The sequence below is a fragment of the Mesorhizobium sp. WSM4842 genome, from assembly GCF_055901575.1.
The window spans coordinates 3,897,919-3,920,265 of sequence record NZ_CM148372.1 but is presented as its reverse complement, the minus strand read 5'-3'; the positions used below and the strand labels follow the sequence as shown (position 1 = coordinate 3,920,265).

The following is a 22,347-nucleotide window of genomic DNA, read 5'->3' as shown; positions in this document are numbered from 1 at the left end:
CTCCCCCATGACCGCCTATCTCCTCAAGCGCCTTGCCATCGCGCTCATCACGCTGGTTCTGGCCTCGATGGTGGTCTTTGCCGTGCTGGAGATCATTCCCGGCGACCCGGCGCGGCTGATGCTTGGCATGAACGCCAGCGCCGACCAGGTCGAGTTGCTGCGCAACCAGATGGGCCTCAACGCACCCCTTGCGCTGCGCTATCTGCACTGGGCCGGCGGCTTGCTGAGCCTCGATTTCGGCCGCTCCTACACCTATTCGGTGCCGGTCATCGACCTGGTCCGCGAGCGCGTCGTCGTCTCGCTGCCGCTGGCCCTGATCGCGCTGGCGCTGTCCACCATCATTGCCATTCCGGTCGGGCTGTTTTCAGCCGGCCGGCACGGGCGGGCCGGCGACACGATTGCGATGGGCGCCGCACAGCTTGGCGTCGCTGTGCCGAACTTCTGGTTTGCGCTGATGCTGATCTACCTCTTCGCCGTCTGGCTGCGGCTGGTGCCGGCAGGTGGCTTTCCGGGATGGAGCGCCGGCGTCTGGCCGGCGCTGAAATCGCTGATCCTGCCGGCGATCGCGCTCGCCCTGCCGCAAGCGGCGATCCTCGCCCGCGTCACCCGCTCGGCGCTGATCGAAGTGCTGAACGAGGACTACATCCGCACCGCCCGCGCCAAGGGCCTGCCCTTTCGCGCGGTGCTGTGGCGGCACGCGCTGCGCAACGCGATGATCCCGGTGCTGACCATTCTCGGCCTGCAGTTCGCCTTCCTGCTCGCCGGCACCATCATCATCGAGAACGTCTTCTACCTGCCCGGCCTTGGCCGGCTGGTATTCCAGGCGATCACCCAGCGCGACCTGATCGTCGTCGAAAGCGTCGTCATGCTGCTGGTTGCCGCCGTCATCGCGGTCAACCTGCTCGTCGATCTCTCCTATGCGGTCGTCGATCCGCGCCTGAGAAGCCGCCAATGACGCTGCGCTTCGACATCCCAGAGGAAAATTTTGCCGACATCCTCGTCAAGGCCTTCACCAACCGCTCGTTCCTCGCCGGCTTCGCCATCACCGCACTGGTGGCAGCGGTCGCTATCGTCTCGTTCTTCTGGACGCCTTTTGACGTCACCAGGCTGATCATCGCCGACAAGACCCAGGCACCCTCGCCGGCGCACTGGTTCGGCACCGATCATTTCGGCCGCGACATTCTTTCCATGATCATGGTCGGCGCCCGCAATTCGATCGCCGTGGCGCTGGTCGCTGTCGGCATCGGCATGGGCGTAGGCGTGCCGCTCGGCGCCTTCGCCGCGGCGCGCGGCGGCATCGTCGATGAAGCGGTGATGCGGCTGAACGATCTCGTCTTCGCCTTCCCTGCCCTGCTGTCGGCGATCATGATCACCGCCATCTTCGGGCCGGGCGCGCTCAACGCCATCATCGCCATCGGCATCTTCAACATCCCGGTCTTCGCCCGCGTCGCCCGGGCCGGTGCGCTGGCGATCTGGCCACGCGAATTCATCCTCGCCGCGCGCGCCGCCGGCAAAGGCAAAACGCTGATCACGCTGGAGCATGTGCTGCCCAACATCGTCAGTTTGCTCCTGGTGCAAGGCACCATCCAGTTCGCGCTCGGCATCCTGGCCGAAGCCGGGCTTTCCTATGTCGGGCTCGGCACACAGCCGCCGATGCCGAGCTGGGGCCGGATGCTGTTCGACGCGCAGACCCGCATGGTGGCGGCGCCGTGGATGGCGATCTTTCCAGGCATGGCGATCGTCGTCACCGTGCTTGGCCTGAACCTGCTCGGCGACGGTATTGCCGACATCCTCGACCCTAAATCGCGGCGGCAGCGATGAGCCTGCTCGAAATCGAGCGATTGTCGCTAAGCATCGGCGATACGCCGATCCTGAGGGATGTCGAGCTCTCCGTCGCGCCCGGCGAGGTGATGGGGCTGGTCGGCGAATCCGGCTCGGGCAAGTCGATAACGGCGCTGACGGTGATGCGGCTTCTGCCCTGGGCGGCGCGCGCCACCGGGCGCGTCGTCTTCGACGGCATCGACATCCTTGCGGCCAGCGAAGACCAGATGTGCGCGCTGCGCGGCGACGATATCGGCATGGTTTTCCAGGAGCCGATGACGGCACTTAACCCGGTCAAGACCATTGGCGAGCAGGTCGCCGAAGGCATCCGCTGGCACACCAGGGCAAGCCGCGCCGACGCCGAGGACCGCGCGCGAAAAATGTTCGACCGGGTCGGCCTGCCGGCGGCACAGTTCCCGCTGTCGCGCTATCCACACGAGCTTTCCGGTGGTCAGCGCCAGCGTGTCGTCATCGCCATTGCCTGCGCGCTGAAGCCCAAGCTGCTGATCGCCGACGAGCCGACGACGGCGCTCGACGTCGTGCTGCAGGCGCAGATCCTCGACCTGTTGCGCGACCTGGTCGCAGAGAGCCGCATGGGCCTGCTCTTGATCTCGCACGACCTCGCGGTGGTGGCCGAGATGGCGGACCGCATCACCATCCTGCGCCACGGCGAAGTGATGGAGGCCGGCGACACGGCGCGCACTTTGTCTGAGCAGCTCCATCCCTACACGCGACAACTGGCGCAGGCCTCGATGCATGTGCCGGCGCGTGCCAGGACGCACGAGGTCGGCCAAGACAACCCCCCGCTCCAGGCTGCCAAACCTCTTCTTCAGGTGGACAGCGTGACGCGGGACTATCCGGGACGGCGCAAATCGTTGCTGAAGCGCGCGGCCCCGATCCGCGCCGTCGACGATGTCTCGTTCTCGATTGATCCCGGGCAGTCTGTGGCGCTGGTCGGGAGTTCCGGTTGCGGCAAGTCCACGCTTGCCCGCATGGTCCTGGCGCTGGACGGGCCGACATCGGGAACGATCCGGTTTCGCGGTCAGGTCATCACCGGCAAGAGCGAGGCTGAGCTCAAGCCGGCGCGACGCGACATGCAGGTGGTGTTCCAGGACCCTTACGGCTCCTTCGATCCGCGCCAGAAGGTCGAAAAACTGGTCGCCGAGCCACTGCATGTCCTGGAGAAGAAGCCGACGGATGCGGAACGGCGCGAGATGGTGGCAAAGGCCTTGCACGAGGTCGGCCTTAGTCCACGCGACATGGACAAATATCCGCACGAGTTTTCGGGTGGCCAGCGCCAGCGCCTGTCGATCGCCCGCGCCATCATCACCCGCCCCAAGCTGGTCGTCGCCGACGAGCCGGTCTCGGCGTTGGATGTCTCGATCCGCGCCCAAATTCTCGACCTGTTCGCCGAGCTCAACCAAAAGCTCGGCGTTGCCTATCTATTTATCACCCACGATCTGACCGTTGCCCGCGCCATCACCGACCAGGTGATGGTCATGCATGACGGCAAGATCGTCGAGCGCGGCAGGACGAGCGAGGTTCTCGACCATCCGCAGTCCGAAGCCGCCAAGGCGCTGGTCGCAGCCGCTCCCGATTTGCATCGGGCGATCGCGAAACGGCTGCAGGAACAGGGGTGAGCGGCTTCGTGGCACGGCTAATTCGTCGGGCGCACGGGCGGGAGAATGGCTATTGACAGCCAACAGTTCTGAAACGCGCGAAGGGCCTGAGCCTCCTCCACTGGGCCTGGGCGGCTCTGCTGCGCTGTTCGGGGCGGGTGCTCTGCTGCTGTTCCTGGTAACGCGGATAGCCGTCCCAACGTTCGTCTCCGCTAGCGGGGCTGAGACTGTGGTGATGTGGTTCTTGGCCGCAAGCATCATTCTTTTTGGCCCCCTGCTTCTCACGGCTGCCCTGCTATTGCATCGAGAGCGGAGACAAGGAAGGCTGGTGTCGTTGGGCGCGCGGCTGTGGCTTCGCACTATGAATGGCGGCGATTGGCTCTGGGCTATTGGAGGGCTGGTGGCTGTCAGCGTGCTGACCGGCGGCATCGGCGCGGCGCTCCGGATGCTGCAAGACGGGAAGACTCTTCATCCCTCGTTCATGGCTTTCGAGCCGCTAGGTCCTGGGCGGTACTGGATTCTCGGCGCGTGGCTGCCGTTTTTTGTACTGAACATCGTTGGGGAAGAGTTTGTCTGGCGGGGTGTCGCACTGCCGCGGCAAGAGGTTGCCTTCGGGGGGTGGGCTTGGCTGGTCAACGGGATAATGTGGTTACTGTTCCACGCTGCCTTCCCTTGGCAAGTCCTGTTGACGCTCGTGCCGATCACGTTGCTCCTGCCCTACGTTGTCCAGCGGCGTCGCAGTACATGGGCCGGGATCGTTATCCATGCCGGGTTCGGGGCGATGGGCTTCCTGGTCCTAGCATTCGGGCTCGCCTAAGCGGCGCTGCTCTCGTAATCAATTACGACCCGACTCGCCTCCAAGGGGCGGCGACGCTTCCATGGCCCATCAAATCGTTATCACACGATGCCTCAGCCTTGCGGCTTCACCACATCGGCAGGGCTGATTTCGAGCAGGTCGAGCGTGCGCCGCAAGAGCTGCATCTCGCTCCCGGCAAGTTGCGAATCGGCCTTGGCGATCTCGGCCATGTGGCGGGCGAGCAGCTTGCGCCGTTCGATGTCGAGGTCGCGGAACTGAGCGATGGCTTGCGAGCTGTTGGTCTCGTAGCCGAATTCGTTGAGATATTCGATGACGCTGTCGATGCTGGTTTCGGGAATGCCGAAGGCGTCCCGGCAGATACGCCTGAAGGCGGTCATTTCGCTTTCGCTGACCGACCCATCGGCCAGGATCATGCGAAACAGCATGAGCAGTTCCGCCGACAGTACAGGATCGTCCGCGACCTTGCGCACGCCGGGGTCGCCTTCGAAGATCGAGCGTATCTGGTCCAGCAAAGCGAATGACATCAGCGTCCCTTTCCGATTCGTCAAATGCATGTCGCTCAAAAGTGCGCAGCGGTTTTGAGATAACGACATGCATAAAACAAAAGAGCCAAGCGCGTCGCGGCGCGCTTGGCATAGGTAGCGCGGAATCGGCCTTGCGCAAACGGGTCGGCTGTGGTTCGAATGCCCACATCTTCCCGCTGGCCAGAAGCCCTTCCCGCAACCATCCGATGTTCGATCTCGCCACCCAGACCGTCGTCATCCTCGGCGTCGCCGCCTTCGCTGCCGGCTTCGTCGATTCGATTGCCGGCGGCGGCGGCTTGATCACCATTCCAGCACTGCTGCTGGCGGGCTTCTCGCCGGTCGAGGCGCTGGGGACCAACAAGCTGCAGGGCATGTTCGGCTCGGGGTCGGCGACCATCCACTACGCCGCCAAGGGCCATGTCGATTTGCGCCGGCAATTGCCTTCGGCCCTGTTGGCGCTTGCCGGCAGTGCTCTCGGCGCTTTGCTGGCGACATTCGTGCCGGGCGACCTGTTGCGGGCTCTTCTGCCGATCCTGCTGATCGCCATCGCGCTTTTCTTCGCCCTCAAGCCAAACATGGGCGACGTCGACCGCGCCCGGCGCCTGTCGCCGTTCCTGTTCGGGCTGATCCTGGTGCCGATTGTCGGCTTCTATGACGGCCTGTTCGGGCCGGGGGCCGGTTCCTTCTACATGCTGGCCTTCGTCACCCTGGCCGGCTACGGCGTGCTTAAGGCGACGGCGCATACCAAGCTGCTCAACTTTGCCTCCAACATCGGCGGCTTCATCGTCTTCGCTGCTGCCGGGGTCGTCTACTGGAAGATCGGCCTGATGATGGGTGTCGCCCAGTTTCTCGGCGCCCGTGTCGGCGCCAGCCTCGCCATCCGCAATGGCGCAAAACTGATCAAACCGCTGCTGGTGATCGTCTGCCTGGCACTGGCCAGCAAACTGCTGGCCGATCCGGCGAACCCGCTGCGCACGCTGATTGGTGTGTGACGACGCGACTGATACTATGCGGTTGTACGAATCATGTTGGAGGAGCCACGCATGAATCTCAGTGCGCCTACGCAGCTTATTTTTATCATATCCCTTGTTATCGCCCTCATCGGCCTGCTCGCCGCTCTCGGCGTTCTTGCATTCATTCCTCTGGCCGCGGTGTGGATCGTCCTCATCGCTTATATCGTGCTTGCTGGCGGCTGCCTGGTTCGCGGCGCTTAAGCACTCAGACCTCAGGCAACTCGGAGCGCCCGGCCACACGCCGGGCGCTTTTGATTCTGAGGACTGGTCTGTTAGACTCCTTGGGCGGAAGGAAAGCTCATGCCCGCCGAGAGCGAAGACGGAAGCCGCCATGAAATTCCCGGCCTCGGCCGGGTCGAGATGGTGCGGCGTGCGCCCGGCCCTCGGCTCCACGGCTCAGTCACCGACATCTGCGGTTATCGTGAAACCGCGCCCGGCCGCTTCCGCAACGTCGAATATGCATCGCTGACCGTGCCGCTGGTCATCAGCTTTGCCGAACCCTTCGCAATCGGGCTCGGCAAGAATCCAGGCAACAATGACCGCTTCGCCAGTTTCGCCGCCGGCCTCTATGCCGGTCCGGTGGTGATCGAATCCTTCGGCGGCGCCTGCTGCGTCCAGGTCAATTTCACGCCGCTCGGCGCCCGACGCTTCTTCGGCCTTCCGATGAGCGAACTGACCGATCGCATGGTCGGCCTCGACGATGTGCTTGGCCCCGAAGGGATCGCGCTGCGCGAAAGACTTGGTAATGCGCGCGACTGGACCGCACGCTTCGCCATCGCCGAGACGTTCGTCGCCGCACGGCTGACTGAGGCCCGGGAAACGCCGGCCGAAATCGCCTGGGCCTATGACAGGATCATCGTCTCAGGTGGCCGCATTCGCGTCGCATCGCTCGCCGACAGGCTGGGCTGGAGCCGCAAGCATCTCTCGGGAAAATTCTCCAATGCGATCGGCGTCGGCCCCAAGACGCTGTCGCGCATCGTCCGCTTCAACCGGGCGCTCGGCCTGTCAAGGCAGGACAAATCCGATTGGGCTGATATCGCCGCCGATTGCGGCTATGCCGACCAGGCGCATCTGGTGCGCGAATTCCGCGACCTTGCCGGCGAAACGCCGACGACGCTTGCCGCCCGGCCATAGGTTCTGAAACGCCCCTTGCCACGCCCAGTGGGCGCACGGGTAACATTTCTTCAAGACGTGCGAACAGCTTTCGCCCAGACTGGGTTATCGACAATCCAATTGAAGGAGATCGCCATGACCATGTCAGTCGAACCGCCCAGGCTCTATCCCACCTTGCGCTACCGCAATGCCGCGAAAATGATCGACTGGCTGGGTGAAGCCTTCGGCTTTGCCGTTCATGCCCGCTACGGCGAAGGCGACATTGTCCATCACGCCGAACTGACTTTCGGCTCCTCGATGATCATGCTGGGCACTGCACGCGACGACAAGTTTGGCCAGATGATCGGTGCACCGGGCCCGGGTGGCGGCAGATCGATCTATGTTGCCGTCGACGATGCCGATGCCGCTTATGCCAGAGCAAAAAAGGCCGGCGCCGAAATACTGGAAGAACTCACCGACCGCGATTATGGCAGCCGCGAGTTCATCTGCCGCGATCCGGAAGGCAATGCCTGGTCGTTCGGCACCTATTGGCCGAAGGCCGGTGAAAAAGCGTGAACTGGTAACGCTGCACAGGGAATGTGACGGTTGAGGGCCTGTGGCGGCCAAGGTTTCACCGTTCGTTTCGGTCAATTATCATAAACATTCGGGATTGGTCGAAGCCTCCCCAACTTCGTCATCCCCGGGCGAAGCAGGAGCGAAGCTCCGTCGCGGAGACCCTGGGATCCTGCCATGACAACTTCGCAAGGCGCGGCGACCCAGAACCGAGCACCCTCCGTCGAGTTCCTTCGCAGAGGGGATACTGTCCAGGATACTGTCCCTCCAGCGTTCCGAAAGGTCCCGCACCGCAGGTAACGGCAGGATCCGCCAGGGCATGCGGTTCGTCAACGTAACATCTGACCTGTCAAAACTTCTGCGCGCCGAGGAGCTACCGCGCCAGACCAAAGATGGCGTCGCAGTCGAGGTGGGTCTCCAGTTCGGCTGCGACCTCGTCCAGTGCCCGTTCGACCTCGGCGCGATAGTCGATGCCGCCGCCTTTGACGCCAAGGTTTTCCAGGAATTTCGCCCGAAAAGCGTCAGCGGAAAACAGCCCGTGCAGATAGGTGCCCGACACCTTTCCGTCGACTGAGACAGCGCCGTCAGCGGCGCCGTTGATGACGGTGGACGGCCGCAGCGTGTCGGGACCGGTGGTGCGGCCGAGATGGATCTCATAGCCTTCGAGCGGCAGGTCGAACTGCAGCGAGCGCGCGCTGACATTGCGCACCGTCTTTTCCGGCTCCATCACCGTTTCGACGTCGAGCAGGCCGAGCCCTTCCGTCTCGGTAACGCTGCCCTCGATGCCGTCGGGATCGCGCACGACACGGCCGAGCATCTGGAAGCCGCCACAGATGCCGACGACGTGGCCGCCGCGCTTGCGGTGGGCGACAAGGTCGTGGTCCCAGCCATTGTCGCGAAATCTCAGGAGATCGCCGATCGTCGACTTCGAGCCGGGCATGACCACCAGCCCGGCATCCTCTGGCAAGTGCTGGCCGGGCGGAACGAACACCACCTCGACTTGAGGCTCGGCCTTGAGCGGGTCGAGATCGTCGAAATTGGCAATGCGCGAAAGCACCGGCACGGCGACCTTCAGCGCGCGCTTCTCGCCGGAAGCCAGGCGTTCGAGCACCACCGAATCTTCAGATGGCAACCGCGCCGCCGCCTTCAGCCACGGCACAACGCCAAAACAGCGCCAGCCGGTGAATGTCTCGATCGCCTTGATGCCGTCATCGAACAGCGAGACATCGCCGCGGAACTTGTTGATGAGATAGCCGACGATCATGCGCCGGTCCTCTTCCGGCAGGATCAGATGCGTGCCGGCGACCGAGGCGATGACGCCGCCACGATCGATGTCGCCGACGAGGATCACTGGCACATTGGCGCGCGTGGCAAAGCCCATATTGGCAATGTCTCGGCTTCTGAGATTGATCTCGGCCGGCGAGCCGGCGCCTTCGACGATGACGAGGTCGGCGCCCTCGCCGACCTTGGCCCAGGAGTCCAGCACGGCATCCATCAGCCGGCCCTTCAGCGCCTGGTAGTCGCGCGCCCGCGCCTCGCCGAACACCTTGCCCTGCACCACAACTTGCGCGCCGACATCGGTCTGCGGCTTGAGCAGCACAGGGTTCATGTGGACGGAGGGCACAACGCCACAGGCGATCGCCTGCAGCCATTGGGCGCGACCAATCTCGCCGCCGGAGTTGTCGCCCGGAACGTCGGCGACGGCGGCGTTGTTCGACATGTTCTGCGGCTTGAACGGCCGTACCTTCAGCCCACGGTTCCTCGCCGCGCGGCACAGGCCCGCGACCAGCACCGTCTTGCCGACATCGGAGCCCGTGCCCTGCAGCATGATTGCTCTGGCCATTAATTCCTGCCCTGTGAAACGCTGCCGGTGATCGTGGATTTCGCCGCCAGCGGCCCGCCGCGCCAGATGTAGAGCGCCAGCAGCGGCTGCTTGCCGGTGCGCATCGCGTGACTGATATCAGAGGCATGGTGGATCACCTCACCCGCCTCGCGCCTGCGAAATTCGGCTTCGCCAATGCGCCATTCGGTGCCGCCGGTCAACGGAATGTAGATCTCCTCGGCGACGTGGTGATGATCGGGATAGACGATATCAGGTCCGAGGATCAGCAAGCCGGCCGCGACCTCGTCGTTGACGAAATGGCCGCGCGTACCGAAGACCTCCAGCCAGCCGTAATTGTCGATGAATGTCTTGCCGAAATCCGCCTCGCTGTAGGTCTGGCCCCATCTCAGATCGCCGCGACGCTCCGCAAGCAGCCGCGACAGCGGCCTGGCACCTGCCGGAGCGAGCTCGACGATGCGGTCGAGCTGGCGCAGGCAGGCGAGCGGATGCGGCTCGAGCGGACGCGCCGGCATGGCCCAGCCGATCCGGGCCACCGCACCGCGCACCAGCGCATCATCGAACCCGTCGAGATAGGCATGAAAATACTCGAGCAGTTCATCGAAATTTGTCGTCACGCCTTGCTCCGCACACGCATTCGCGCACAGCCGCTCCCCCAATGGTTGGATGGAGATGGTCGGCTTGCGCGGCGGCATCATTGGTCTAGATTGGACGGCGCGCAAAGCCAAAAACGACAGGCCAGCCGGCCGAAGACATCAGGGAGCACGCTATGGACGCCGCTGTCGATGCGGGTACCAGCCAGTTCGAACTCAACGAGGACCAGCGCGCCATCCAGGAGATGGCCGAAGCCTTCGCTGCCGACCGCGTCGCACCGAACGCTCTCGACTGGGACCGCAACAAGCATTTTCCGGCCGACGTGATCCGCGAGACGGGGCCGCTCGGCCTTGGCGGCATCTATGTCCGTGACGACGTCGGCGGCTCGGCACTCGGCCGGCTCGACGCCGTGCTGATCTTCGAGGCGCTTTCGCGCGCCGATCCGGCCTTTTCATCCTTCATCTCGATCCACAACATGGTGGCGTCGATGATCGACCGCTTCGGCAGTGACGAGCAGCGCCAGCGCTTCCTGCCGAAGCTGACCTCGATGGAGTGGCTGGCCAGCTATTGCCTGACCGAGCCGGGTTCGGGATCGGATGCGGCAGCGCTGAAGTCGCGCGCGGTGAAGAGCGGTGGCGACTATGTGCTGAACGGCGTCAAACAGTTCATTTCGGGCGCCGGCGACAGCGACATCTACATCGTCATGGCGCGCACCGGCGCCGACGGGCCGAAGGGCATTTCCACCTTCGTCGTGCCGAAGGATGCGCCCGGCCTGTCCTTCGGCACCAACGAGCACAAGATGGGCTGGCACATGCAGTCGACCCGCCAGGTCGTCTTCGAGGACTGTAAGGTGCCGGCGCAAAACCTGCTCTCGGCCGAAGGCGCCGGCTTCGGCATCGCCATGGCCGGGCTCGACGGCGGCCGGCTCAACATCGCCGCCTGTTCGCTGGGCGGGGCGCAATCGGCGCTCGACAAGGCGCTGTCCTACACCGCCGAGCGCAAGGCCTTCGGCGCCAAGATCAACCAGTTCCAGGCGCTGCAGTTCAAGCTCGCCGACATGGAGACCGAGCTGCAGGCAGCACGCATCTTCCTCTACGCCGCCGCCTCGAAGCTCGACCGCAAGGCGCCGGATGCCTCGAAATGGTCGGCGATGGCCAAGCGCTTCGTCACCGACATCGGCTTCAACGTCGCCAACGACGCGCTGCAACTGCATGGCGGCTACGGCTATTTGCATGACTACGGCATTGAGAAGCTGGTGCGGGATTTGCGCGTCCACCAGATCCTCGAAGGCACCAACGAGATCATGCGCGTCATCATCGCACGCGCCCTGATCGGTCGGTAAGGCAGTAGGCAGTAAGATGACCGATTCGTACAAGGATCTTATCGTATGGCAGCAGGCGATGGATCTGGCCGTCACCACCTACTCCTTGACCAAGGCATGGCCAAAAGAGGAATTGCATGGGTTGACCAGCCAAATCCGCCGCTCAGCAACCTCTATCCCTGCCAACATCGCGGAAGATTATGGCCGAGACAACAGAGGCTCTTATCAGCAATTTCTCCGGATTGCCCAAGGGTCGCTGAAGGAGTTCGAGACGCACCTCCAGATCGCTGAACGCATTGGCCTTGCTAGGCATGATCAAGCTTATCAGATCCTGTTAGCGACCGAGGGCATCGGAAAAATGCTTCGCCAACTTATTAGCAAACTCGCGCCCGAATAGGCTGCCTACTGCTACTGCCTACTGCTACTGCCTACTGCCTACTGCCTACTGCCTTACCCAAACCACGGAGTGCCATTATGACCACCATCGCCTTCATCGGCCTCGGCAACATGGGCAACCCGATGGCCGCCAATCTCGTCAAGGCGGGATATGCAGTGCACGGCTTCGACCTGATGCCGGAAAATCTCGTCATCGCCAGGGACCATGGCGTCGTCGTCATGGCCAATGCCGTTGCCGCGGTGAAGGAGGCCGATGTGGTCATCACCATGCTGCCGGCCGGCAAACATGTCCTGTCGGTCCACGAGGACATCGCGCCCAAGGCGAAAAAAGGCGCGCTGTTCATCGATTCCTCGACCATCGACGTCGAATCGGCACGAAAAGCCCACGCCATTGCCGCCAAACATAAGCTGCTGTCGATCGACGCGCCGGTTTCCGGCGGCACCGGCGGCGCCGCAGCCGGCACGTTGACCTTCATGGCCGGAGGCTCGAAGGAAGCCTTCGCCAAAGCCGAGCCAATCCTCAAGCCGATGGCCGGCCGTATCGTCCATTGCGGCGACGACGGCGCCGGACAGGCGGCAAAGATCTGCAACAACATGATATTAGGCATTTCGATGATCGGTGTCGCCGAAGCCTTCGTTCTGGCCGAAAAGCTCGGCCTGTCGCATCAGGCGCTATTCGACGTCGCCTCGACATCCTCCGGCCAATGCTGGTCACTGACCACCTACTGCCCGGTGCCCGGACCGGTGCCGACATCGCCGGCCAACAATGGCTACAGGCCGGGGTTTGCCGCAGCACTGATGCTGAAGGACCTGAAACTGTCGCAGGAAGCCGCGCAAAGCGCCGGTGCGGTGACGCCGCTGGGCGCCGAGGCCGCCCAGCTTTATGCGTTGTTCAATGCCCAGGGCCATGCCGGCGCCGATTTTTCCGGCATCATAAATTTCCTGCGCGGTACCCCGGCCTAATGCATGTCGCCCAAAAGCTCGCCCTCGGGCTTGACCCTGGGCTTGACCCGAGCGTGCGCAGCGATTTTGAGACAACGACATGGGATAAAAACAAGAACTTAAAGCGCGTCGCATGAGTTCCTTCAGACGCGCCGCGCTTTAAGCCTTGAACTCGACTGGGCTTTTCGATTTCCCGGCAAAGAGAAACATCGCAAATTTAGATTTGCTTAAACTCTCGATAACCCCCCGGTAACGATGTGCCTGTAAAACGGAATGCGAGGCGGCATATCGCATCCGCCCGGCGCTCCGGATCAGGTCTCGCGTACCGGAGCCCGTAAGTTTCGCAAGTGTTCTGGTAGCGAAGCGCCATGCGTATCTGGCAAAGCCGCGTTCCCGATGGAGCGCGGTTTTTGCGTTTCGCATTATTCAAGGACAGTGAGACGATCGCCCTGGCGCGTCTCCAGATGGTCGTCTGCCTCGTGGCGGCGGTCCTGACCGACGTCGACCCACAGGTGGTAGCACCAATGCTCCCCAGCGCGAGGGTTCGGTGAGCGATCTGAGATTACCTGACTCCCGAAGCTCGTCAGTCCAGTCGACAGGACTATCGACAGCATCACGAAGTGGCAGCAGATCAAGGAAGACGCCAAGAACGACGCCGACCACATCCGCGCCGACGTGGAGATCAAGCGGCTTGAGCGGACCTCATGAAACCTTCTGATTTCTAAGCCGTTATCGCCGGTATGTCCGGGGCTAAATTCAAGCCGAAATCGGTCTCCAAATCACGCGATGCCGAGAAGTCGCGCCAGGAGAAGCAGTCGACTGTCGAAGTCGCGTCTGAGATCGTCGGCGCGGCGCCGCCGCCGCTGGATTTCATCGAACCCGATCCGGAGCTGGCTCCTGAGGAGGTCGAGCAGGCGCGCAAGAGATACTTGCTGAGGCGTTTCTGGACCAGCGCGCGCGGTTACTGGGGCCGCGGAGGCGATAGGCTCGCTTGGCCGTACACGATCGGGTTATTGCTCCTGATCGTCATCAATGTCGGCTTCCAGTATGGGATCAATGTCTGGAATCGCGCAATTTTCGACGCCCTTGAGCAACGCAATGCTCGCACCGTCTATGTCCTGAGCGCCGTTTTTGTGCCGCTCGTGCTCGGAAGCGGAAGCCTTGTCGTTGCACAGGTCTTCCTTCGCATGACGATTCAGCGCCGCTGGCGTTCCTGGCTCACCAACGCGGTCATCGCGCGTTGGCTTGCAAGCGGCCGCTACTTTCAGTTGAATCTCGTCGGCGGCGACCACCAGAACCCCGAAGCCCGCATCACGGAGGATTTGCGGATTGCCACCGAATCCCCGGTCGACTTCATCGCCGGTGTCATCAACGCGTTTCTGTCGGCCTCGACCTTCATCGTGGTGCTCTGGACGATCGGCGGGGCCCTGACCCTGACGATCGCAGGTTCGACCGTGACCATTCCCGGCTTTCTCGTCATCACCGCGGTATTGTATGCCGCGATCACATCCACCTCGATGGCGGTCATTGGCCGCCGTTTCGTCCACCTCTCCGAGGAAAAAAATCAGGCGGAGGCCGAATTCCGCTACACGCTGACGCGCGTGCGGGAAAACGGCGAGAGTATCGCATTGCTCGGCGGCGAGGAGGAGGAGCGTAGCGGCATCGACAAGACGTTCGCCCATGTGCTCAGGCAATGGGCGCTCCTTACCGGTCAGCACATGCGCACAGCGCTGGTGTCGCAGGGGGCGAGTCTGTTTGCGCCTGTCGTGCCGGTTTTGCTTTGCGCTCCAAAGTTTCTCGAAGGCAGCATGACACTTGGACAGGTAATGCAGGCTGCTTCTGCCTTTGCCATCGTGCAGGGCGCGTTCGGATGGCTGGTCGACAACTACCCCCGTCTCGCCAATTGGAACGCCTGTGCACGGCGCATCGCCTCGCTGATGATGTCGCTCGACGGGCTCGAGCGCGCGGAACAGAGCAACACCCTGGGACGCATAAAGCGCGGCGAAACTGCAGGCGATGCGATGCTCAGCCTGAACAATCTGTCCGTGTCGCTCGACGACGGCACCGCCGTGGTCAAGGAAACCAAGGTCGTAATCGAACAAGGCGAGCGGGTGCTCGTCGCCGGCGAATCCGGCTCAGGCAAGAGTACACTGGTGCGGGCCGTCGCAGGTCTGTGGCCGTGGGGTGGCGGCAGCGTCAACATCCACGCCGACAGACGGCTATTCATGTTGCCGCAACGGCCCTATGTCCCCATCGGGACGCTTCGCCGCGCAGTCGCCTATCCAGGCGCCGCCGATAGCTGGACGCTGGACAGGATCAAGGCTGCCCTCGACAAAGTCGGACTCGATTATCTGAACGACAAGCTCGAGGACGACGCGCCATGGGACCAGACCTTGTCGGGTGGCGAAAAGCAGCGGCTCGCCTTCGCGCGTCTTCTGCTGCACAGCCCCGATATCATCGTGCTGGATGAAGCAACGTCAGCACTCGATGAAAAGAGCCAGGACAAGATGATGGAGATGATCGTTCACGAATTGCCGAAGGTCACCATCATAAGCGTGGCGCATCGCGCCGAGCTGGAAGCCTTTCATAGCCGCAAGATCACATTGGAGCGGCGCGAGGGCGGCGCAAAGCTTGTCAGCGATATCGATCTTGTCCAGCGCAAGAGAAGACGGAACTTGCTTGTGCGATTTATGGGGCGCCAGCGCGCCGTACCGAAGCGCAGCACGACCTTGAGCAAAGCGGCGCTGCCCGAGACAAAAAGGTAAAGTCCGCCGGTCGGGCCTGGTGACAAAGGCAGCAAGGAAGAGGTCGCGTCGAGCGGACTGTGACTAAGTGGCCCAAGAAAAAAAGTTCCTGGGCGTCTCTGCCGGCGCTTAAGCCGATGGCAGTGTCAGCTACGCACGCTCAAATGAAGCATCGGATGATGCTCATAATGGCCGGCGCCATTTCTTACGATGGGGTCCTCTGAGGTTATCGCCTGGATGTTTTGATCATCGGCGATCCTGTACAGCGACACGCCATAGCCGCCACTCGGATCCATTACGGGGCCGTGTGCGACGATCAGCCCACGATCGAGCAGATCGTCCAAAAAGGCTCCATGCTGCTTCATCCACTCTCGCTCTTCGTCAGTCATGGTCGCGAGAAAGTCGGTGCGCGGCGGAATATACTTGCACAGGTAACACTTCATTTTGAGCTCCGATTTAAATCCATTTGCCTGCTTGCCTTGGCGATCGCGTCGCCGCCGGCCTTCGCATTCATTTTTTGATGGAACGTCGACGAGCGATCAGATACTATCATTTTAGGAGTAAATCACTATCAAAAAGATATCAACATGAAGGATCTTTCGAACCAACCCTGTCTGATCGCTCGCAGTCTTGCCTTGGTAGGGGATGCATGGAGCATGCTGATCATGCGCGATGCGCATGCCGGGCTCAGTCGTTTCGACGAATTCCGCAAGAGCCTCGGTATAGCCCCGACGATGCTGACCAGCCGGTTGGCAGCCCTGACGGAGGAAGGGCTGCTGGAGAGACGGCGATACTCCGAGCGGCCGCCGCGCGATGAATACGTGTTGACGCAGGCTGGTCAGGATCTGCTTCCAGTGCTGTTCTCACTCGTCGCTTGGGGAGGCAAGCACCGCGGTGGAGGCAATTTCACCCGGTTCTTTGACGCAGAGACAGGATCCGAAATCGACCCGATTAGCATCGACCGTTCGACCGGAGCGCCGATCGGCACCCGTCCCATTCAGATTGTTATGCCCAAGTCCACAACCAACGAGTAAGTAGCGCGGTCTATCGGCCCTTCTGATCACTTGGGACACGCCCCCACCGGCGCAGTCGATGTAGACCTTGTCCACGTCCTCGATCATTTGCTCGGCGATCGCTGCCACTATGTCTTCGTAGCGGCCTTGGTGACCGGCCCCTCCGGCTGGTAGTCGTAGGACAAGGAGGCGACCTGGGGCAGGACCGACACGGCGCGTACTAGATTGATGTGGCCGTCCATGACCATCGAATATTTCAGGGTGTAGGAGACCTGATTGCCGCCTTCACGGCCGATCCTCGCCTGGCGAGCTTCGGCAGAATGCGGCATTCAAACGCCGGGCGTCCGGTTGCAGGACGCCCGGCGATCGTTCTATCTTATTGCTTGCGCATATCCGCTTGCGCCAGATCAAGCGCCTTGGCGATACGGCCGCAGGCCATGTCGATCGTCTCACGCGTCCAGATCAACGGCGGCGACAGGATCATCGTGTCGCCGGTGGCGCGCAGCATCATGCCTTGGACAATTGCGTGATCGCGGACAAGCACTGCCGCACTCCCGGCCGGCAGGAAGCGCTCCTTGGTCGCCCTGTCCCTAACGATCTCGATCGCCCCCATCAGCCCGATCGAGCGCACCTCGCCGACCAGATCGTGACCGCCGATGTGCTCCTGCAGCGCCTTGGCGAAATAGGGTCCGGTGTCGTTCTTGACCCGATCGACCAAACCTTCCCGCTCGATGATCTCGAGGTTCTTCAGCGCCACGGCGCAGGCCACGGGGTGGCCGGCATAAGTATAGCCATGATTGAACTCGCCGCCCTTCTCGACCAGCGTCGCGGCGATGCGGTCACCGACCAGCAGCGCCGACAGCGGCTGATAACCGGAGGTCAGCGCCTTGGCGGTGGTGATGGTATCCGGCTCGATGCTGAAGGTCTGAGCCGCGAACCACTCGCCGGTGCGGCCATAGCCGGTGATAACCTCGTCCAGCATCAGCAGGACATCGTATTTGCGGCAGATGCGCTGCACTTCCGGCCAATAGCTCATCGGCGGTATCTTCACGCCGCCTGCCCCCATCACCGGCTCGCCGATGAAGGCGGCGACCTTGTCGGCGCCGGCTTCGAGGATGGCGTCCTCAACGGCCTTGGCCGCGCGCAGGCCGAAATCATGGTCGCTTTCGCCGGGCAGAGCCAGCTCGTAGGCATACGGCATCATCACATGGACGATGTTGGGAACCGCACCGTTGAGCTGCTTGTGCATCGGCTCCATGCCGCCCAGCGACGCACCGGCGATGGTCGAGCCATGATAGGCTGTCTTGCGCGAGATGATGCGGTTCTTCTCCGGCTTGCCTTCCAATGCCCAATAGTGGCGGACAAGGCGCAGCGCCGTGTCGTTGGCCTCCGAACCGGACGAGCCGAAGAACACCTGGTTGACGTGCTTCGGCGCCAGTTCCGCCAGCTTTTTGGCCAGCAGCACCGGCGTCGGGGTCGAGCATTTGAAGAAAGAGTTATAGTAAGGCAGTTCCTTCATCTGGGCGTAAGCCGCGTCGGCCAGCTCATCGCGGCCGTAACCGATGTTGACACACCACAGCCCGGCCATGCCGTCGAGGATTTCCGTCCCTTCGGAATCGTAGATGAACGGCCCGTTGGCGTGGGTGATGATGCGTGAGCCGGCCTCGCGCATCTCCTTGTGGTCGGTAAACGGATGAAGGTGATGCGCAGCATCGATCTGCTGAAGCTGCTTCAGCGAATAATTCTGGTAGGTCATGTCTGATCTTTCCTCTTGAACCAATCCGGCAATTGCAGATCAATCCAGCAATTGCAGCGGGGGCGGATTCGTCAGAGGAAGGCGGGCGGCGAATAGCCGATGCGGGCGCAAAGCCGCAAAAGCTCGGCGCGAAGCGTGCGCGGCGACGGCGTCACCGCCACCCCAAATGCGCAACATGTCCTCACCCGAGCCATGGGCTGCACCTTAGGCGGTCTGATGCGATCAGTTCAAGCCGTTCCGTTCAAGCCGTTCCGTTCAGCGTCCGTTGCAGGAAGACATACTTCATCGCCGCCTGTGCCGCTTGCGGCCGGCGATCGCCGCGCCCGCCATGGCCGCCCTCGGTCTCTTCGAAGAATAGCGTCTTCGTGTGGCCGACAGCCTGCAGCCGCCCGGCCATCTTGCGCGCATGGCCGGGATGGACCCGGTCGTCGGCGGTCGAGGTGGTCAGCAGCACAGGCGGATAGGCAGCATCGGCCTCGACATGCTGATAAGGCGAGTAAGCGGCAAGCCATTCGGCCTCTTCAGGCTTTGCTGGATCGCCATACTCGGCCATCCAGGATGCCCCAGGCGGCAGCTCGGTATAGCGCAGCATGTCGAGCAGCGGCACGTCGATGATCACCGCACCGAAAAGCTCCGGATGCTGGGTCAGCGAAACGCCGGTCAGCAGGCCGCCATTCGAGCCGCCCTGGATGCCAAGCGTGGCCGGCGTGGCGATGCCGCGTTTCACCAGGTCTTGCGCGACCGCTATAAAGTCGTCGAAGGCATTCTGGCGATTGGCCTTGAGCGCGGCCTGGTGCCAGTTCGGGCCGAACTCGCCGCCGCCGCGGATATTGGCCTGCACATAGGCATTGCCTTTTTCCAGCCACAGCCGACCGCGCACGCCGGCATAGCCTGGCAGCAGCGGCACTTCGAAGCCGCCATAACCGTAAAGCAGCGTCGGCACCGGCCCGTTCTGATCGCGCCGCCTGACGACGAAGTAAGGGATCTCTGTGCCGTCTTTCGAGCGTGCCTCGAACTGTTCCGAGACCAGGGACGACGCGTCGAAACGCTCCGGCTGCGATTTCACCGTTGCCAGCGTCGCAGCATTGTCATCCGACCAGATGATCGAGCTCGGCGTCAGGAAGTCGGTGAAGGAGAAGGAGACGCTGGAGCCGAAACGCTCGGCGTGGCTGATGCCGACATTGCCGTTTTCAGGTAAGGCTACCGGCTCCAGTGACCAGCCGCTGCCGCTGCGGTCGCAGGCGACGACCTTGCCGCGCACATTGTCCATCAGGTTGATGAACAACCGGTCTTGCGTGCGGGCGACGCCGGCGATCGAAACACGATCCGCCGGTTCGAGCACGGTTTCGACAGGTCCCAGCGCATTGGTTTCGATCCAGCGCGCGAAATCCAGCGAATAGAGGCCGTCGGGTCGGCACAGCGTGGCATCCGGCGCCGTCCACGGACTGCGCACCCCGAAGACGAGCTGATCCCTGAACAGCATCGTGTCGGTGATGTCGTCCGGCAGCGGGATGCGCCTGTTTTCGCCGGAAGGCCGACGCAGAAAGCTGTGCGAGGCAAAGAAGTCGAGCGTCCGGGTCAGGAACAGATGCCGCTTGTCGCCGTCGAATTCGAGGGAACCGCCGGCGGCGAGATCCTGCTTCTGCGCCTCGAAGATCGGCGTCGCATCCTCCAGCCTGGTGCCGCGCTGCCACAGCTTGACCACGCGCGGATAACCGGACTGGGTTTTTTCGTCCTCTTCGAAGGCAGCCGAGACGATGACCGTGTCCTTGTCCAGCCAGTTGAAGCCCGACTTCGAGGCGGGCGCGCGAAAGCCGCCCTCGACAAAGGACTTGGTGTCGATGTCGAATTCGCGCATCTCACTGGCGTCGCCGCCGTCCGGCGACAGGCTGAGCAGGCAGCGGCTGAAGTCGGGGTAAAGCCGGCTGGCGCCGCTGAACACCCATTTCACGCCCTCTTTCGCGGACAGACTGTCGAAGTCGATGATCGTCTCCCAATCCGGCTTCTCGGTCTTGTAGGAAGCGACCGTCGTGCGCCGCCAGAGGCCGAGCACATTGGTCTTGTCCTGCCAGAAATTATAGACGTGGCCGTTGAGCGCGGAGCCGACCGCAATGTTGTCTTCGGCGGTCATCAGGTCGAGTGCGGTTTGGAAGTAGGCCTGGTAGGACGGATCGCCCTGCAATTCACCTGTTGTAGCCTCGTTCTGACGGTGAACCCAGTCGAGCGCTTGCTTGCCTGTCCTGTCCTCCAGCCAGAGAAAGGGATCTTCGTCCGCCGAATTCGGCTGCGTCTTTGTGTTCGACATCGTCAAATGGTCTCCGATAAATTGGTCAAGTTCGGTGCCGCAAACATCGGCATGGCGCTATCAACATTCAATTGGAACACGTAAAATCGACGGATCTCCGCAGTTGCGATAGCCAAGCCTTCAGTGCGGACGGCAAGGGAAACTTCATGCAACGTCTCTACATCGCGACTGAGAGATTTGGCCCTTCCGATGGTACCGAATGGAGGAACTACATCGAGTGGTCAGGCCTCAGCCAGTTGACCGAGGTCGTCACGCTCGACGGAATGCTGTGCCCGTTCGCGCTCCCAGAGACCAAGGAGAGCCACTGGCCGCATATTGTTCAAGAAGACAATATGCTCAATTTCTTCTTGGACCTGGATTTCCTTCTTTCGGAACTGGCCGATACGGGCAACCTCAACATCCTTGGCGTGATCCGGAGGCCAACGGTCGATGTGCGCTCGCTTGATTGGGACGGGTTTGCCTTCATGGGCTACGAGTTGCTGGACAAGGACGTCAGCATCAGCGCATTGACCAATTGCGGCGGATTCCCCGACGTGTTTGCAAATGCAGAACTTTCCAGTGTCGGGCTGATAGATGACTTTGATCGCGCGGCCGAAATTCGGGATTTGCTGCATGAAATGCACCCCGAAGAACATCATGCCGACTGTGACCTCTGGGCTGTTTTCAGACGGCAGGGCAATTAAGCGACTGCACTGCGCCGATAGATGCCTCACGCCGTCCGCCGACGCAAAACCGTGGCAACCGCCAACGCCAGGCAAATCGCGCCAAGCGTGATCGGCAGGCCGTCCGCACCGAGAATATCCATGGCGCCGCCCGCCAGCGGCGGCACGGCGATGCCGCCGACGCCCCACATCAGCGAGAAGGCGGCATTGCCGGCGACCAGCGCCGAGCCGGTGAACCGCTCGCCAAGCTCGATGATCGACATCGTGTAGATGCCGTAGGAGACTGCACCCCAGATAAAGACGCATGGCCAGATCAGCGGCGTCTCGATGAGAACCGGCAGCAGCACGCATCCGAGCAGCGTTAGCGATACACAGATAAATCGGACCAGACGCGCCGTCAGCCGTTCCGCCAGCAGGCCGAGCGGCACCTGCATGGCGATGTTGCCGGCGATCATCATCGACAGCAGCGCCGACATGCGGGTTTCCGCGATGCCATAATGCGCTCCGTAGACCGGCAGCAGCGCCAGCACCGCCTGTTCGAAACCGGCGGCCACGACGACCGCCGACAGCAGCAGCCATGCCATCGGCATGAACCCCATGACCGAAACCCGGTGCCCGGCCTCATTGACCTTCGGCAGCCGTCGCAGCACCAGCGCCAGGCAGGCGCCGCAAAAAACGAATGCGGCGATGCCGACGAGAAACGGCGGCCATCCTTCGGTGCCGACGGCAAGCAGGCACAGCGGGCCGGCGGCGAAGCCAGCCGAAATGACCGTGGAATAGATCCCCATCACGCGGCCGCGGCGCAAGGGTGGCGCCAGCGCGATCACCCAGATCTCGCTCAGCACATAGAGTGGATTGGTCACCACGCCGATCAGGAAGCGCAGCGGAAACCAGAGATAGACATTTTGCGTCCAGCCGATCAGCGCCAGCATGATCGCGGAAAGCGCTGCGCAGGTGAGCGCCGTGCGCCCTGCCCCGAACCGGCGCGCCAGCGCCGGGATGAGCGGCGACGAGACGATAAAGCCGACCGGCGTCATTGCCGCCGAAAGGCCGATCATGGCCGGCGAGACGCCCTGGCGCTGCAGGATGAAGCTCAGCAGCGGATAGCTCAGCCCTTGCGCGATGGCGAACACCGAAACGGTGGCGATCACGCCGGTGATCGCCGCCCACTGCATCGTCTCGCCGCTGTTCTGTTCCGCCAGGTCCATGATCCGCACCAATAAGAACCTGCACGATTAGCGTTTCGGCGCCGTGCCGGGAAGCACCGGCGGCAAGAACCGCTTGCGCCAGCCAGAGCATGACTTGTTCAAGAGTC

22 protein-coding genes are annotated in these 22,347 nt (G+C 62.4%); 14 read left to right on the top strand and 8 right to left on the bottom strand.

All coding sequences use genetic code 11. The annotated features are described in order from the left end of the window. Positions 1-7 precede the first annotated feature (7 nt). The 4 genes from AC0NIE_RS18945 to AC0NIE_RS18930 are packed head-to-tail and all read left to right on the top strand — an operon-like array spanning position 8 to position 4,257. Positions 8-955, top strand: coding sequence for an ABC transporter permease (locus AC0NIE_RS18945; protein WP_473486564.1), 948 nt, complete (start codon positions 8-10; stop codon positions 953-955). Next, positions 952-1,821 (top strand): ABC transporter permease, encoded by an 870-nt coding sequence (locus tag AC0NIE_RS18940; protein WP_473486565.1) that lies wholly within the window; start codon positions 952-954, stop codon positions 1,819-1,821. Before AC0NIE_RS18945 ends, AC0NIE_RS18940 begins: the two co-directional genes overlap by 4 nt. Then, positions 1,818-3,461 carry an ABC transporter ATP-binding protein gene (locus AC0NIE_RS18935; RefSeq protein WP_473486566.1) on the top strand — a complete coding sequence of 548 codons (1,644 nt, stop codon included), beginning with the start codon at positions 1,818-1,820 and terminating at the stop codon, positions 3,459-3,461. Before AC0NIE_RS18940 ends, AC0NIE_RS18935 begins: the two co-directional genes overlap by 4 nt. A gap of 52 nt (positions 3,462-3,513) precedes the next feature. Beyond that, positions 3,514-4,257 carry a CPBP family intramembrane glutamic endopeptidase gene (locus tag AC0NIE_RS18930; protein WP_473486567.1) on the top strand — a complete coding sequence of 248 codons (744 nt, stop codon included), beginning with the start codon at positions 3,514-3,516 and terminating at the stop codon, positions 4,255-4,257. Positions 4,258-4,349: 92 nt separating this feature from the next. Here the strand turns inward: AC0NIE_RS18930 and AC0NIE_RS18925 are convergent, their stop codons facing one another. Next, positions 4,350-4,781 carry a tellurite resistance TerB family protein gene (locus AC0NIE_RS18925; protein WP_123150746.1) on the bottom strand — a complete coding sequence of 144 codons (432 nt, stop codon included), beginning with the start codon at positions 4,779-4,781 and terminating at the stop codon, positions 4,350-4,352. 206 nt (positions 4,782-4,987) lie between these two features. Between AC0NIE_RS18925 and AC0NIE_RS18920 the strand changes: the two genes are divergently transcribed. The 4 genes from AC0NIE_RS18920 to AC0NIE_RS18905 all read left to right on the top strand — a co-directional run bounded on the left by AC0NIE_RS18920 (position 4,988) and on the right by AC0NIE_RS18905 (position 7,462). Continuing rightward, complete coding sequence (locus AC0NIE_RS18920) at positions 4,988-5,773, top strand: TSUP family transporter (RefSeq protein ID WP_473486630.1); 786 nt, start codon at positions 4,988-4,990, stop codon at positions 5,771-5,773. Between the two features lie 51 nt (positions 5,774-5,824). Beyond that, entirely contained in the window at positions 5,825-5,995 is a 171-nt protein-coding gene (locus AC0NIE_RS18915; RefSeq protein ID WP_084646958.1) for a hypothetical protein, read from the top strand. 99 nt (positions 5,996-6,094) lie between these two features. Further along, positions 6,095-6,928, top strand: a complete 834-nt coding sequence (locus AC0NIE_RS18910; protein WP_473486568.1) for a helix-turn-helix domain-containing protein — start codon at positions 6,095-6,097, stop codon at positions 6,926-6,928. A 114-nt stretch (positions 6,929-7,042) separates the two neighbouring features. Then, positions 7,043-7,462, top strand: a complete 420-nt coding sequence (locus AC0NIE_RS18905) for a VOC family protein (RefSeq protein WP_473486569.1) — start codon at positions 7,043-7,045, stop codon at positions 7,460-7,462. Positions 7,463-7,832: 370 nt separating this feature from the next. Here the strand turns inward: AC0NIE_RS18905 and AC0NIE_RS18900 are convergent, their stop codons facing one another. Continuing rightward, entirely contained in the window at positions 7,833-9,302 is a 1,470-nt protein-coding gene (locus tag AC0NIE_RS18900; RefSeq protein WP_473486570.1) for a cobyric acid synthase, read from the bottom strand. Continuing rightward, positions 9,302-9,916: a dimethylsulfonioproprionate lyase family protein gene (locus AC0NIE_RS18895; RefSeq protein WP_473486571.1), complete on the bottom strand. Its 615-nt coding sequence runs from the start codon at positions 9,914-9,916 to the stop codon at positions 9,302-9,304. Before AC0NIE_RS18895 ends, AC0NIE_RS18900 begins: the two co-directional genes overlap by 1 nt. A 152-nt stretch (positions 9,917-10,068) precedes the next feature. Here AC0NIE_RS18895 and AC0NIE_RS18890 point away from each other — a divergent pair, with 152 nt between their 5' ends. The 4 genes from AC0NIE_RS18890 (at position 10,069) to AC0NIE_RS18875 (ending at position 15,317) form a co-directional block, all read left to right on the top strand. After that, positions 10,069-11,235, top strand: a complete 1,167-nt coding sequence (locus AC0NIE_RS18890) for an isobutyryl-CoA dehydrogenase (RefSeq protein WP_473486572.1) — start codon at positions 10,069-10,071, stop codon at positions 11,233-11,235. Positions 11,236-11,251: 16 nt separating this feature from the next. Continuing rightward, positions 11,252-11,611, top strand: a complete 360-nt coding sequence (locus tag AC0NIE_RS18885; RefSeq protein WP_473486573.1) for a four helix bundle protein — start codon at positions 11,252-11,254, stop codon at positions 11,609-11,611. Positions 11,612-11,688: 77 nt separating this feature from the next. Further along, complete coding sequence (mmsB, locus tag AC0NIE_RS18880; protein WP_473486574.1) at positions 11,689-12,573, top strand: 3-hydroxyisobutyrate dehydrogenase; 885 nt, start codon at positions 11,689-11,691, stop codon at positions 12,571-12,573. A 719-nt stretch (positions 12,574-13,292) separates the two neighbouring features. Continuing rightward, positions 13,293-15,317 (top strand): ABC transporter ATP-binding protein/permease, encoded by a 2,025-nt coding sequence (locus AC0NIE_RS18875; RefSeq protein ID WP_473486575.1) that lies wholly within the window; start codon positions 13,293-13,295, stop codon positions 15,315-15,317. A gap of 125 nt (positions 15,318-15,442) precedes the next feature. Here AC0NIE_RS18875 and AC0NIE_RS18870 read toward each other — a convergent pair whose 3' ends face one another. Then, a complete protein-coding gene (locus AC0NIE_RS18870; RefSeq protein WP_473486576.1) occupies positions 15,443-15,739 on the bottom strand; it encodes a YciI family protein in 297 nt (98 codons plus the stop codon). A gap of 144 nt (positions 15,740-15,883) precedes the next feature. Here AC0NIE_RS18870 and AC0NIE_RS18865 point away from each other — a divergent pair, with 144 nt between their 5' ends. Beyond that, on the top strand, positions 15,884-16,330 hold the full coding sequence (locus AC0NIE_RS18865) for a winged helix-turn-helix transcriptional regulator (protein WP_095494557.1): 447 nt from the start codon (positions 15,884-15,886) through the stop codon (positions 16,328-16,330). Positions 16,331-16,437: 107 nt separating this feature from the next. On the opposite strand, the gene AC0NIE_RS18860 is transcribed toward AC0NIE_RS18865, so the two are convergent. The 3 genes from AC0NIE_RS18860 to AC0NIE_RS18850 form a co-directional block, all read right to left on the bottom strand. Beyond that, the gene (locus AC0NIE_RS18860) at positions 16,438-16,638 is read right to left on the bottom strand and encodes a hypothetical protein (protein WP_473486577.1); all 201 of its coding nucleotides are present in this window, start codon (positions 16,636-16,638) and stop codon (positions 16,438-16,440) included. A gap of 47 nt (positions 16,639-16,685) precedes the next feature. Continuing rightward, positions 16,686-18,065 carry an aspartate aminotransferase family protein gene (locus tag AC0NIE_RS18855; RefSeq protein WP_473486578.1) on the bottom strand — a complete coding sequence of 460 codons (1,380 nt, stop codon included), beginning with the start codon at positions 18,063-18,065 and terminating at the stop codon, positions 16,686-16,688. A gap of 241 nt (positions 18,066-18,306) precedes the next feature. Beyond that, positions 18,307-20,370 (bottom strand): prolyl oligopeptidase family serine peptidase, encoded by a 2,064-nt coding sequence (locus AC0NIE_RS18850; RefSeq protein ID WP_473486579.1) that lies wholly within the window; start codon positions 20,368-20,370, stop codon positions 18,307-18,309. 146 nt (positions 20,371-20,516) lie between these two features. Between AC0NIE_RS18850 and AC0NIE_RS18845 the strand changes: the two genes are divergently transcribed. Then, on the top strand, positions 20,517-21,053 hold the full coding sequence (locus AC0NIE_RS18845; RefSeq protein ID WP_473486580.1) for a hypothetical protein: 537 nt from the start codon (positions 20,517-20,519) through the stop codon (positions 21,051-21,053). Between the two features lie 26 nt (positions 21,054-21,079). On the opposite strand, the gene AC0NIE_RS18840 is transcribed toward AC0NIE_RS18845, so the two are convergent. Next, complete coding sequence (locus AC0NIE_RS18840) at positions 21,080-22,240, bottom strand: MFS transporter (protein WP_473486581.1); 1,161 nt, start codon at positions 22,238-22,240, stop codon at positions 21,080-21,082. Positions 22,241-22,347 lie beyond the last annotated feature (107 nt).